The organism is Rhizobacter sp. SG703, from assembly GCF_012275445.1.
In the GTDB taxonomy this organism is placed as follows: domain Bacteria; phylum Pseudomonadota; class Gammaproteobacteria; order Burkholderiales; family Burkholderiaceae_C; genus Rhizobacter.
In genome coordinates this window covers 438,586-452,012 of sequence record NZ_JAAZQK010000002.1, presented here as the reverse complement: position 1 = coordinate 452,012, position 13,427 = coordinate 438,586, and the positions used below count along the sequence as shown (strand labels likewise).

General features: G+C 67.6%; 11 protein-coding genes. 10 read left to right on the top strand and 1 reads right to left on the bottom strand.

The genetic code is table 11. The features are described from left to right. Position 1 precedes the first annotated feature (1 nt). The 10 genes from FHT26_RS05010 to FHT26_RS30455 all read left to right on the top strand — a co-directional run bounded on the left by FHT26_RS05010 (position 2) and on the right by FHT26_RS30455 (position 10,808). Positions 2 to 655: a flagellar hook assembly protein FlgD gene (locus tag FHT26_RS05010; RefSeq protein ID WP_168559058.1), complete on the top strand. Its 654-nt coding sequence runs from the start codon at positions 2 to 4 to the stop codon at positions 653 to 655. Positions 656 to 665: 10 nt separating this feature from the next. Next, positions 666 to 1,928, top strand: coding sequence for a flagellar hook protein FlgE (gene flgE, locus FHT26_RS05005; RefSeq protein WP_168559057.1), 1,263 nt, complete (start codon positions 666 to 668; stop codon positions 1,926 to 1,928). Between the two features lie 122 nt (positions 1,929 to 2,050). Then, positions 2,051 to 2,782, top strand: a complete 732-nt coding sequence (gene flgF, locus FHT26_RS05000; protein ID WP_168559056.1) for a flagellar basal-body rod protein FlgF — start codon at positions 2,051 to 2,053, stop codon at positions 2,780 to 2,782. 29 nt (positions 2,783 to 2,811) lie between these two features. Next, positions 2,812 to 3,594 (top strand): flagellar basal-body rod protein FlgG, encoded by a 783-nt coding sequence (gene flgG, locus FHT26_RS04995; RefSeq protein ID WP_056802516.1) that lies wholly within the window; start codon positions 2,812 to 2,814, stop codon positions 3,592 to 3,594. An 8-nt stretch (positions 3,595 to 3,602) separates the two neighbouring features. Next, entirely contained in the window at positions 3,603 to 4,271 is a 669-nt protein-coding gene (locus FHT26_RS04990; RefSeq protein ID WP_168559055.1) for a flagellar basal body L-ring protein FlgH, read from the top strand. A gap of 39 nt (positions 4,272 to 4,310) precedes the next feature. Then, entirely contained in the window at positions 4,311 to 5,459 is a 1,149-nt protein-coding gene (locus FHT26_RS04985; RefSeq protein WP_168559054.1) for a flagellar basal body P-ring protein FlgI, read from the top strand. Beyond that, the gene (gene flgJ / locus FHT26_RS04980) at positions 5,459 to 6,352 is read left to right on the top strand and encodes a flagellar assembly peptidoglycan hydrolase FlgJ (RefSeq protein ID WP_168559053.1); all 894 of its coding nucleotides are present in this window, start codon (positions 5,459 to 5,461) and stop codon (positions 6,350 to 6,352) included. Before FHT26_RS04985 ends, flgJ begins: the two co-directional genes overlap by 1 nt. Positions 6,353 to 6,368: 16 nt before the next feature. Beyond that, complete coding sequence (gene flgK, locus FHT26_RS04975; protein WP_168559052.1) at positions 6,369 to 8,336, top strand: flagellar hook-associated protein FlgK; 1,968 nt, start codon at positions 6,369 to 6,371, stop codon at positions 8,334 to 8,336. A gap of 14 nt (positions 8,337 to 8,350) precedes the next feature. Further along, entirely contained in the window at positions 8,351 to 9,547 is a 1,197-nt protein-coding gene (gene flgL / locus FHT26_RS04970; protein WP_168559051.1) for a flagellar hook-associated protein FlgL, read from the top strand. A gap of 52 nt (positions 9,548 to 9,599) precedes the next feature. Further along, positions 9,600 to 10,808 carry an HDOD domain-containing protein gene (locus FHT26_RS30455; protein ID WP_168559050.1) on the top strand — a complete coding sequence of 403 codons (1,209 nt, stop codon included), beginning with the start codon at positions 9,600 to 9,602 and terminating at the stop codon, positions 10,806 to 10,808. Between the two features lie 35 nt (positions 10,809 to 10,843). On the opposite strand, the gene FHT26_RS04960 is transcribed toward FHT26_RS30455, so the two are convergent. Then, entirely contained in the window at positions 10,844 to 13,420 is a 2,577-nt protein-coding gene (locus FHT26_RS04960; RefSeq protein ID WP_168559049.1) for a hypothetical protein, read from the bottom strand. Positions 13,421 to 13,427 lie beyond the last annotated feature (7 nt).

Genomic DNA, 13,427 nt, shown 5'->3' with positions numbered 1-13,427 from the left:
CATGGCCGTCGACACCGTCACCAACAACTACACCGCGCTGAACACCAAGTCGACCACCGACCCGAGCGCGACCACCGCGGCCGAGAGCTCGGAGCGCTTCCTGAAGCTGCTGGTCGCGCAGATGCAGAACCAGGACCCGCTGAACCCGATGGACAACGCGCAAGTCACCAGCCAGATCGCGCAGATCAACACCGTCAGCGGCATCGAGAAGCTGAACGGCACGGTCGGCAGCCTGTCGACGCAGTTCCTGCAGATGCAGGCGGTGCAGGGCGCCTCGCTGGTCGGCCGCGAGGTGATCGTGCCGGGCAACAAGATGGACATCGCCGACAAGGTCGGCCAGGGCGGCTTCCAGATCGATGCCGCCGCCGACAACGTGAAGATCGAGGTGCAGAACGCCGCCGGCCAGACGCTGCAGACGCTGAACCTCGGCGCGCAGAGCAGCGGCATGCACAGCTTCGACTGGGACGCCGGCGCTTACGACAACAGCAGCGGCATCACCTTCAAGGTCACGGCCACGAGCGGGGCCAACACCCTCAAGAGCACCGCCCTGATGCGCGACAAGGTCAACGCGATCAGCACGGCCAACAACAGCCTGGTGCTGGACCTCGAGAAGGCCGGCGGCGTCACCTACGACCAGGTCAAGGCATTCAACTAAGGACACCACCATGGGCTTCCAGCAAGGTCTCTCCGGTCTGAACGCTTCGAGCAAGAACCTCGAAGTCATCGGCAACAACGTCGCCAACGCCAACACCTTCGGCGCGAAGGCCTCGCGCGCCGAGTTCTCCGACATGTACGCCGCCGCGATGAACGGCTCCGGTGCCAACAAGATCGGCATCGGCGTGAACCTGGCCGCGGTGACGCAGCAGTTCTCGCAGGGCAGCATCACCACCACCGAAAGCTCGCTCGACGTGGCGATCAACGGCTCGGGCTTCTTCCAGCTGAACGACAACGGCACCACGGTGTACTCCCGCAACGGCCAGTTCCAGGTCAACAAGGACGGCTACATCGTCAGCAACGGCGGGCTCAAGCTGATGGGCTACAAGGCCGACGGAACCGGCACCATCCAGCCCGGCCAGGCCGTGCCGCTGCAGCTGCCGACCGCCGGCATCGACCCGGCCGCGACGAAGAACATCACGCTCGAGATGAACCTCGACTCGCGGGCCGCGACGACGCTGCCGGCGACCACGCCGCAGATCAACCTGACCGATGCGAAGACCTACAACAACGCGACCTCGCTGACCGTCTACGACGCGAAGGGCCAGGACGTCGCGCTGACCTACTACTTCCAGAAGGCCGGCACCGACCAGTGGAACGTCTACGTGACGGCCAACGGCACCTCGCTGGCGGTCGACGGCGCCGGCGACCCGGCCCCGGTCACGACGCTGCAGTTCCCGACCAACGGCGGCAACCCGACCGCCCCGGTCGGCGCGGTGACGCTGGACATCCCGGCGACGACCAATGCCGCCGGTGCCGAGACGCTGGCGATCCCCGGCGTGCAGCTCGACCTGGGCAGCGCGACGCAGTACGGCGCCGGCTTCGGCGTGACCGACCTGAAGCAGGACGGCTACGCGCCGGGCCAGCTGTCGGGCCTGTCGATCGAGGACAACGGCATCGTGATGGCGACGTATTCGAACGGCCAGTCGAAGCCGGCCGGCCAGATGGAGCTCGCGAACTTCCGCAACGCGCAGGGCCTGAAGCCGCTCGGCGGCAACAACTGGTCGCGCAGCTACGAGTCGGGCGACCCGATCCTGGGCGTGCCTTCGGAAGGCAACATGGGCGTGCTGCAGTCGGGCGCGTTGGAGGAATCGAACGTCGACCTGACCGCCGAGCTCGTCAACATGATGACTGCGCAACGCACCTACCAGGCCAACGCGCAGACCATCAAGACGCAGGACCAGGTGCTGCAGACGCTGGTCAGCCTGCGGTAATTCGCTGAGGCATAGACAGCGATGTCACCCAACGTGCAGCCGGCCGAGCGCCGGGCCGCTCCCAAGCCGGCCGGCATCCCCTCGGGGGGTCGGCGGTTGTACTCAACCGACGAGGGGTTGTCATGGACCGGATGATCTACCTGTCGATGTCGGGCGCGAAGGCCATGATGCAGCGGCAGGACACGCTGTCGCACAACCTCGCGAACGCATCGACGCCGGGCTTCAAGTCCGAGCTGGCGGCGTTCCGCGCAGTGCCGGTGCTCGGCAGCGGCGCCAGCACCCGCGTCTATGCGCTCGAGACCACGCCGGGTTACGACGCGACGCCGGGCCCGGTCACGGCCACCGGCCGCAACCTCGACGTGGCGGTGAAGGGCAACAGCTGGCTGTCGGTGCAGGCACTCGACGGCACCGAGGGCTACACCCGCGGCGGCTCGCTCGACATCACCGCCGACGGCACGCTGACCACCCGCAGCGGCCTGCCGGTGCTCGGCGACGGCGGCCCGATCCAGGTGCCGGCCAACACCGCGATCTCGATCGGCGCCGACGGCACCGTCAGCGCCAAGGGCGTCGACGGCAAGATCACCGCGGTCGGCAAGCTGAAGCTGGTGACCGCCAGCGCAGACACACCGCTCGAACGCGGCACCGACGGCCTGTTCCGCGCCCCCGGCGGCGACCTGCAGGCCGACCCGGCTGCCCGCGTGCAGGACGGTGCGCTCGAAGGCTCGAACGTCAGCCCGATCGAGACCATGGTGTCGATGATCGCCGCGGCGCGCCAGTTCGAATCGCAGATGAAGATGCTGCAGACCGCGGAGGGCGACGAGAAGGCCGCCGCGCAGCTGCTGTCGATGAATTGATCCTCCCCGGAACCTGAAGGAACCCCACCATGTTGAATTCACTGTGGACGGCCAAGTCCGGCATGGAGGCCCAGCAGGCCCAGCTGGACGCCATCTCGCACAACCTCGCCAACTCGGCCACCAACGGCTACAAGAAGTCGCACGTGGTGTTCGAGGACCTGATGTACCAGAACCTGCGCCAGGCCGGCTCCAACAGCAGCGAGCAGACCACGCTGCCCACCGGCTACCAGGTGGGCCTGGGCACGCGCGCGGTCGCGACCTCGCGCAGCTTCAGCCAGGGCAACCTGCAGCAGAGCGGCAACACGCTCGACGTGGCGGTGCGCGGCAGCGGCTTCTTCGAGATCCAGATGCCCGACGGCACCAACGCGTACACCCGCGACGGCTCGTTCCAGGTCGACTCGACCGGCAAGCTGGTGACCAACAACGGCTACACCGTGCAGCCCGGCATCACGATCCCGGCCAATGCGCAGAGCGTGAGCATCGGCAACGACGGCACCGTCACGGTGACGCTGCCGGGCCAGTCGGCCCCGCAGACCGTCGGCCAGATGCAGCTGACGAACTTCATCAACCCGGCCGGCCTGGAGCCGAAGGGGCAGAACCTGTTCACCGAGACCGCGGCTTCGGGCACGCCGAGCGCCGGCACGCCGGGGCTGAACGGCCTGGGCCTCGTCCAGCAAGGCTTCGTCGAGACCTCGAACGTCAACCCGGTCGAGGAACTGGTCTCGATGATCCAGACCCAGCGCGCCTACGAACTGAACTCGAAGGCGATCACCACCTCCGACCAGATGCTCCAGAAATTGAGCCAACTCTGAACACCGTCATGAAGCGATTCGCCCTTCTCGCCGTGCCGGCCCTGCTCGCCGGCTGCAGCACGCTCTATCCGCTGCCCAAGGTCGACGTGGCCGAACCGACGCGTGCGCGGCCGGAAGCGGTCGCGGCGCCGTCGGTCAACAACGGCTCGATCTTCCAGTCGGGCCAGTACCGGCCGCTGTTCGAGGACTACCGCGCGCGGCTCGTCGGCGACACGCTGACGGTGCAGATCGTGGAAAAGGTCTCGGCCAGCCAGAAGAGCACCAGCACGATCGACAAGAGCGGCTCGGTGGCCGCCGGCGTCAGCGCGCTGCCGCTGGTGAACCCGAACGCGCTGCTGCGCTCGAACGCGGCCGGCAACTCGGCCAACACCTTCGCCGGCAAGGGCAGCACCGAGAACACCAACGATTTCTCCGGGATCATCACCGCGACCGTGACGGAAGTCCTGTCGAACGGCCACCTGGTGGTGGCCGGCGAGAAGCAGATCGGCGTGAACCAGAACGTCGACGTGCTGCGCTTCTCGGGCCAGGTCGACCCGCGGGCGATCCAGCCGGGCAACAGCGTCGCGTCGGCGCAGATCGCCAACGTGCGCATCGAGCACCGCGGCCGTGGCGCGCAAGCCGATGCCCAGGGAATAGGCTGGCTCGGGCGGTTCTTTTTGAACGTTCTGCCGATTTAAGTTTGCTCAGAATCGGTTTCATCCTGCGATGAAGCCGATATGCAAACCAACCACGCCACCGTCACCGAAAAGCTCCTGCGGCTGCTGATCAGCCTGACGGTCGTCGCGGCCAGCGCCGCGCTGTGGTGGCCGATGCCGTCGCAGGCGGCCCGCATCAAGGAAGTCGCCGCCGTCCAGGGCGTGCGCGCCAACCAGTTGGTCGGCTACGGCCTCGTCGTCGGCCTCGACGGCACCGGCGACCAGACCACCTCCACCCCCTTCACGCAGCAGAGCCTGAACGCGCTGCTGCAGCAGATGGGCGTGACCGTGCCGCCGGGCACCACGATGCAGGTCAAGAACGTCGCCGCGGTGATGGTGACGGCGCAGCTGCCGCCGTTCGCGCAGCCGGGCCAGACGATCGACATCAACGTGTCGTCGATGGGCAATGCCAAGTCGCTGCGCGGCGGCACGCTGATCGCGACGCCGCTGAAGGGCGCCGACGGCCAGATCTACGCGCTCGCGCAGGGCAACCTGATCGTCGGCGGCGCCGGTGCGTCGGCGGCCGGCTCCAAGGTGCAGATCAACCACCTGAGCGCCGGCCGGGTGCCCGAGGGCGCGACGGTCGAACGCGCGGTGGCCACGCCGCTGAACCAGGGCGAGTTCCTGCAGCTGGACCTGAACGCCAGCGACTTCAGCACCGCGCGCGAAGTGGCACGCACCATCAACGCGAAGATGGGCGCCGACACCGCCCACGCGATCGACGGGCGCGTCGTGCGCGTGCGCATGCCGGCCTCGCCGGACGCGCGGGTCGGCTTCCTGGCCGACATCGAGAACCTGCCGCTGGAGCTGGCGGCACCGGCCGCCAAGGTGGTGATCAACGCACGCACCGGCTCGGTGGTGATGAACCAGACCGTCACGCTGAGCGCCTGCGCGGTCGCGCACGGCAACCTGTCGGTGACGATCAGCACCACGCCGGTGATCAGCCAGCCGTCGCCGCTGTCCAGCGGCGGCACGACGGTGGCGAAGGAAAAGGCCGACATCACGATCAAGCAGGAGCCCGGCGCGCTGATCCAGCTGCCGGCCAGCGCGAAGCTGGCCGACGTGGTGAAGGCGCTGAGCGCGCTCGGCGCGACGCCGATGGACCTGCTGGCGATCCTGCAGGCGATGAAGACCGCCGGCGCCCTCAACGCTGAACTCGAGGTGATCTGATGGCGATCAACCCGATCCAACCCGGCCTGCAGGGCCAGAGCCTCGCGAGCGACACCAAGGGCGTCGATGCGCTGCGCTACAGCGCGTCGAAGGACCCGAAGGCCGCGATCAAGGAGACCGCGAAGCAGTTCGAGGGCCTCTTCATGCAGCAGCTGATGAAGAGCATGCGGCAGGCGACGCTGAGCTCGGGGATGCTCGAGAACTCCGGCACGCAGATGGGCACCGAATTGCTGGACACGCAGCTCGCGCAGTCGCTGAGCGGCCGGCCGGGCGGGCTGTCGGAGATGATCGCGAAGCACCTGGAGCGCCAGCTCGGCGAGCCGCTGGCCAACATGGCGAAAGACGCCGCGTCGGCGCAGACGGTGGCCGCCACCGGCCAGACCGGCACCGCGCCGCTGCCGGCCGCGCTGCAGGGCAAGGAACGCCAGGTCGGCTTCCTGAAGCTGCACGACAGCGCCGCGAAGGCGGCCGAAGCCGAGACCGGCATCCCGGCCACCTTCATGGTCGCGCAGGCGGCGCATGAATCCGGCTGGGGCCGGCACGAGATCAGGAATGCCGACGGCAGCAGCTCGTTCAACCTGTTCGGCATCAAGGCCGGCAAGGACTGGACCGGCCCGACCACGACGGTCACGACCACCGAGGTCGTCAACGGCCAGCCGCACAAGGTGCAGGCCAGGTTCCGCGCCTATGCCAGCTACGAGGAGTCGTTCAAGGACTACGCGAAGCTGATGAAGGACAACCCGCGCTACTCGAAGGTGGTGGCGGCTGGCAACTCGGCCCAGGGCTTCGCGCACGGCCTGCAGCGCGCCGGCTACGCGACCGACCCGGAGTACGCGAAGAAGCTGACGAACATGATCAACACGACGCTGCGCCTGCAGCGGGCCACCGCGTAAGCGAAGGATCCGACGCATGAGCTCCTCGGCACTACTCGGCATCGGCACGCGGGCGATGTTCGCCAACTACGCGGCGCTGCAAGCCACCGGCAACAACATCGCGAACGCCAACACCGAGGGCTACTCGCGCCAGCAGGTGGTGCTGGAGACCGCGAAGGGCCAGTTCACCGGCGCCGGCTTCTTCGGCAAGGGCGTCAACGTGGCCTCGGTCACGCGCTCGTACAACAGCTTCCTGACGACGCAGGCCTCGGCCACCAAGGCCACGGCCGCCGGCGATGCCGCGCGTGCCGAGCAGCTCAAGCAGGTCGAGGCGGTGTTCGGCACCGGCAAATCGGGCGTCGGCTACTCGGCCGGCGAGCTGCTGAACGCCTTCGTCGACGTCGCGAACCAGCCTGCCGACTCCTCGGCGCGCCAGGTCGTGATCGCCCGGGCGAAGGAGCTGGCCGACAAGTTCGCCGCCGCCGGCGACCAGCTGCAGAGCATCCAGACCGGCATCACGCAGGACATCAGGAGCTCGGTCGACACCGTCAACAGCCTGGCCCAGCAGGTGGGCAAGCTGAACGAGCAGATCCAGGCCCTGAACGGCACCGGCCAGCCGCCGAACGACCTGCTGGACAAGCGCGACAACCTGATCAGCCAGATCAGCGGCTACATCGGCGTGACGACCATCAAGGCCGACAACGGCAGCATCGGCGTGTTCGTCGGCGGCGGCCAGGCGCTGGTGCTCGGCGCCAACGCGAACAAGCTGACCACCGTGGCCGACCCCTACGACCCGTCGAAGGTGCAGCTGGGCATCAGCGTGGGCAGCGGCCTGTCGTCGATGATCCCGCAGGACGCGCTGAGCGACGGCTCGATCTCCGGCATGCTGCGCTTCCAGAACGACGATCTGGTCGACGCGCGCAACCTGCTCGGCCAGATGGCCGCGGCGATCAGCGGCGCGGTCAACCAGCAGCAGTCGCTCGGCCTCGACATGGGCAAGCCGGCCGGCCCCGGATCGCCGCTGTACGCGGTGGGCGCGCCGCGCTCGCTGCCGGCCGCGAGCAATGCGGGGGACGCGGCCTTCGGCGTCACGCTGACCGACACCACGCAGGTGCAGGCGAGCGACTACGAATTGCAGTTCGACGGCACCAACTACTCGCTGACCCGGCTGTCGGACAACACGGCCGCGGTCGGCAGCCCGTTCAGCGCGGCGCAGATGGCGGCCGGCATCACCGTCGACGGCATGACGATCCAGATGACGGCCGGCACCTCGGCGGCGGGCGACCGCACGCTGCTGCAGCCGGTGGCCGACGCGGCCAAGGACATGCGCGCGGTGTTGAGCGACCCGAACGGCATCGCCGCGGCGTCGCCGGTGACCGCGACCTTCACCGCCACCAACAAGGGCACGGCGACGCTGGCATCGCTGGCCGCGGTCAGCACCTCGCTGGACCGCACGCTGACGGCGAACGTCAGCTTCACGTCCGACACCGGCGACTACAACTGGGAGCTGCTCGACTCGACGGGCGCGCAGGTGTCGACCGGCACCGGCACCTGGACGGCCGGCTCGCCGATCGCGCTGAACGGCTTCGAGCTGAAGCTGAACGGGGTGCCGAAGAGCGGCGACACGCTGTCGGTGGCGCCGACCACGTCGACCGAGGCGAACAACGGCAATGCGCTGGCCTTCGTCGGCATCGGCACGCGCAACATCGTCGGCGGCAGCACCGCGGCCAACGGCTCGGTGACGCCCGGCAAGACCATCACCGATGCGTATGCGAGTGCGTTGTCCGACATCGGCGTGCGCGTGCAGAGCGCGCAGACGGCGTCGAGCATCTCGGACTCCGCCGCGGCGCAGGCCGAATCGGCACGTGCCAACAAGTCCGGCGTGAACCTCGATGAAGAGGCCGCCAAGCTGATCCAGTACCAGCAGAGCTACCAGGCCGCGGCCAAGATGCTGCAGGTCGCCCAGCAAGTGTTCGACACGCTCCTCCAGACGGCCGCAGGCTGACCAGGAAACACCCCATGCGAATCAGCACCGCCAACTCCTACGACGCTTCGCTCCAGCAACTGATGACGCGCCAGGACAACCTGAGCGCCGCGCAGGAGCAGCTCACCACCGGCAAGCGCGTGAACCGTGCGAGCGACGACCCGGCGGCGGCCGCGCGCGCCGAGCGGGCGCTCGCGGCTGAGAACCGTGCCGTCGCGGGCCAGCGTGCGGTCGATGCGAGCAAGAACGCGATGACGCTGACCGAAAGCGCGCTCGGCGATGCGACCGACCTGCTGCAGCAGGTGCGCGAGACGCTGATCGCGGCCGGCAACGCGACCTACACCGATGCCGAGCGCAAGGGGCTGGCCGACAAGATCGGCGAGCTGCGCAAGCAGCTGGTCGCAGTGGCGAACCGGGCCGACGGCGCCGGCACCTACCTGTTCGGCGGGCAGGGCAGCGGGCAGGCGCCGTTCCTCGACGCCGCCGGCGGCGTCGTGTACCGCGGCGGCACTGGCGAGGCCGTGGTGGCCTCCAGCGAAACGCTGCCGATCACCACCAATGGCGACCAGATCTGGATGCAGTCCCGCTCCGGCAACGGCGTGTTCGACGCCAACGCCGTCACCGCGACCGGCACGGCGTGGATCGACAGCGGCCACGTCACCAACCCGTCGGCGCTGACCGGCTCGACCTACAGCATCCAGTTCAGCGTGGTCGCCGGCGCCACCACCTATTCGATCCTGCAGGACGGCGCGCCGACCGCGCAGGTCGGCATGCCCTTCAAGCCAGGCCAGGCGATCGAGATCGACGGCATGGCCGCCACCATCGCCGGCAACCCCGCCGACCTCGACGAGTTCACGCTGACGCCGTCGACCAGCAGCCAGACCGTCTTCGACACGCTCGACAAGGCCATCGCCGACCTGAAGACGCCGCTGCGCAGCGGTACGCAGATCGCGCAGTCGAATGCGGACAACCTGGCCAACCTCGACCAGGTGATGGCCACCCTCTCGGGCGCGCGCACCCGGGTCGGCGAGACGCTGAACCGCATCGACGGCGTCACCGGCCGGCTCGACTCGCTGAAACTGTCGAGCAAGACGGCCCGCTCGGATGCCGAAGACCTGGACATGACGAGCGCAATTTCGGACTTCGCGAACCAGCAGACCGGGTACGATGCCTCGCTCAAGGCGTACACGATGGTTCAGAAGCTGTCGCTGTTCAATTACCTGAACGGCTGATCGAGCGGCTGTTGCGCCACCGTCGCCTGCATACTTTCCCTGGAGATTCCGCGTGACTGACAACGCCACACTCGGGCAGGTCGCCCTCGGCTATTCGCCGTTCATCGACCGCAGCCGCGCCGTGACGGCCACCCGCCTGACGATCTACCCGCTGCGCCCCGAGCTGAAACCCGATGTGGCGCAGTTGCTGCACGCCGTGGGCGGCGTGTGGCCGGCCGACGGCGGCCGCGCGTCGCTGAACATCGTCAGCGAAAGCCTGCTGCAGGACCTGATGGGCGCGAGCCCGTCGGCCAACCTGATGATCGAGATCCCGGCGTTCATGGCCTGCGACCAGGCCAACGTCGAGGCGCTGCAGACGCTGCACCGGGCCGGCAACACGCTGTTGCTGAAGGGCCGGCCGATGAAGGAACTGCCGCGCGAGCTGCTGCCGTGCTTCAAGTTCTCGCTGATCGACCTGGCCGACGACCGCCGCGTCAATGAAAGCGGCAACGTCGCGCCGGCCGGTGTCACGCGCAACATCTCGCACGTGCAGTCGGGCGTGCGCAACCTGGCCGACATGGAAGCCAGCTTCTCGCGCGGGGCCGCCGCGGTGCTGGGCTGGCCGATCGACGACGCCATCCAGGAAGCGCAGGCCAAGGGCAAGTCGGCGGTGCAGATCGACCTGCAGGTGATCGTCGAGCTGATCCAGCGCGTGGACGCGCAGGACCCGATCGAGAAGCTCGAGAACACGCTGAAGCGCGACCCGTCGCTCGCGTTCAAGCTGATGCGCTACATCAACTCGCCGGCCTTCGGGCTGCGGGTCGAGATCAGCTCGTTCCGCCACGCGATCATGATGCTCGGCTACCAGCGCCTGAAGCGCTGGCTGGCGCTGCTGCTGGCCACCGCCGGCAAGGACGTCAACATGAAGCCGGTGATGTTCGCGGCGGTGCGCCGCGGGCTGCTGATGGAAGAGCTGGTGCGCTCGTCGGGCGACGAGGAGATGCGCAACGAGATGTTCATCTGCGGCGTGTTCTCGCTGCTCGACCGGATGTTCAAGCAGCCGTTCTCCGACCTGATGAAGACGATTCCGGTGCCCGAGCGGGTGTACCAGGCGCTGGTCGACGGCACCGGCCCGTACCAGCCGTACTTCGACCTGGTGCAGGCGGTGGAGCATGAGTCGCTGTACGACTTCCGCACCGCCGCCGACACGCTGATGCTGAGCGTCAGCGAGATCAACCGGGCGGTGCTGGGAGCGTTGACGTCGGCGTCGCAGATCGACTGAGGCGTGGCGTTGCGCGCGGCTGGGCGCACGCCGTGTCATCTGGCCTGAACTTGACGGAAATCCGGCACGTGACGCTTCATCCAGGCCATTGCATCGATTCTGGCGTTCTCGATGCTCGCGGCGACGTCCTGCTGGCTGAGCAGGCCGCGCCGCACACAGGCGGCTCCCAGTGAATCGGCGGCTCGGCGTTCGCGGGCATGGACTTCGTCGTCGCAGGCCCAGCGCGCAACGGTGGCCCTTCGGTGGCGTGCGGTCAGCGTTTTGACGAGCCCTGCATACCTGACCGGGCGGGCCACGGCCTGGGCCAGTCTGGAAACGATCAGATGACCTGGGCGCAGGTCCGCCATGGTGGTTCCATAGGCGGCCAGTTCCCCGCCGAGGTCCGGTGGCAATCCCCAGCTGGCGGCAAATCCCTTCAATGCGCCGTCACGCCATCCAGACGCCGCGGTCCGGCAGTTGCGCGCCGTGATCCGAAAGCATTCTTGGTGCTGTGAAGCCGTGGGCTTGATGTGAACGCCGTCGCGTCGATTCACCGAGAGCACCTCGAAGGAAACGGACGTCAGGCTCTCGTTCCCGTCGCGCATGGCCTCGAGTACCTCGGCCACGCCGATGTCGAACCGGCGACAGGGTTCGGCACAGTGTTTGGCGACGACATCCAGGGGCTCGTCATTTTCCGAGGCCATCCTGCGGATCAGGTCGTCGAAGTCCACCTGCATGTCGAGATCGAGTCTCTGCAACTTCTTGCTGCGCCTGACGAGGCTGGCCACGATTTCTCCGGCCTGGGAGCTGTAGGGCATGTCACTCAGGATCAACCGAAGTGTGGTCAGTCGCTTCACGGACAGGCGAGCCAGCGTCGCCAGCGTCGAGCAATGTGGAGTCTTGTTGGCGGGTCGCAGAGATGCACGCACGGTCAAGCCGTGGAGAGAGGCCTGTGTGCTCTCGGACAGCGCTTTGGCCAGGCGTTCGAAATCGTCGGCGTTCAGCGGCTGCCGGCTTTCGCCCACCCGCAAATTCAACGCGATGCGTTGGCTCGCCAGCTCCCGGATCTGCTCGAACAATGCCGTGCATTCATCGGCATCCGCAGGCAGGCTGTTGATCACCAGGGTGACCGTTGTCAAAGCGCGCAGGCCGCGCAGGCAGTGGACCAGCGCGGCGGCTCGCGCTGCATCGAAGTCCTGGGGCCCGATCCCATCGAGGTCGACCAGCAGCGTGGTCAGGTTGGGCGTGTCATTCAATGCATCCAGGAATTGGTCCAACCGAGCTTCGTCGGCAAGCGCATGACCGCGTCCGCAATGCATCTCGAGCGAGTGCACCAGGCCGCGTGCCAGCGCCACCAGGGCAAGCGCCGCGGATCTGTCGTCATCGACGCACAACTTGGCCGTGCAGTCGGCCGACGCCAGCGTCAGCACGAGTTCCTCTTGCTTGTCGAGGGCAACGCCGGATGACGGCGGCGGAGTGATCTCGTGCGGCGCCGCCATCCACGGTTGCCGCTTCGCATAGGCGATCAACGAGCGTGGCTTCTTACCACGAAGGAAATCGTTCTCGAGCTCGATCTCGGCCTTGGAGATTCTTCCGTCTCGCAATTCGCTGTTTCGCTGCAGCAATTGACGCAGTGCCGGCTCCTGCCAACCCACCGGTCCGTACGACGGATAGCCGCTCTGGTTCGCGCTGAAGCAGGCCCCGACCAGGGTGCCGTTGCTGAAACGAAGGGCGTCAATGATCCGCTTGAAGCCCGGCGCCGCGGTGACAACGCCGTGCTTGCTCGACACCCATGGTGCTGTGAGGTTCTGCCGCACCAGGTCGGGATTCAGCCCGATGGCGAGGTCCAGGCGCAGCAACTGTGTGGTCCTGCGAAGCAGGTCGGCCAGGATGTCCCCGATGGCGTCGCTCGGCGCCAGGTTCTCCAGGTGCAGACGCAAGTCGACCAGCTGCCGCACGTTCAGCGCTGCAAGGCGTCGCAGCGGGTTGCATGTCGCATCGTCCGAATCGACGTTCCTTGCGCACACTGCCAGGCCACGAAGAGGGGGTTTCGTCTGGGTGAGCCAGTCCGAGAAGGTCTTCAGCTCCTGCTGGTTCAGCGCCTCCTGCTCGCCCATGTGCAGCAGAACCTGTCGCCGGGTCAGCGTTGCCACCGCGTCGAGAAGGCGCCGCCCGCCGCCGGCGAACCACTTCAGCTGCGACAGATGGATGCGAATGTGCTTCAAGCCGGTCGCGGCCTTCAACGTCTTGATCAACCGCCGGGCGCGTTTCTCTGCACCCGCCGTGTCGGCGGTGGGCTGCGTTCCCACGCTGAGTGTCACCTCTGCCAGCCACGGGCTGGCCAGCAGCGCGCCCAGAAACCCTTGAAAGACCGTGTCATCGATGTCGTGGCCCAGGATCACGTGCACCGAATGCAGCTGCTTCCAATGCAGTGCTGTCGTGGCCAGCGCGAAATCTGCCGACGTCGTCGCCACGAAGGCGTTGAGATGGCATGGCGAGTGGCCGGGAAGGACCGCGCCGGGCGAGAAAGGCTCGCCCACGTGCTGATCGATGCGAGGGTGCTTTGGCCGGTCGATCTGTGGCGGGTCGGCAGGCGGCCGCTTCCCGCTCGCCGCCGATGACGTTCCTTGCATCGGTCGC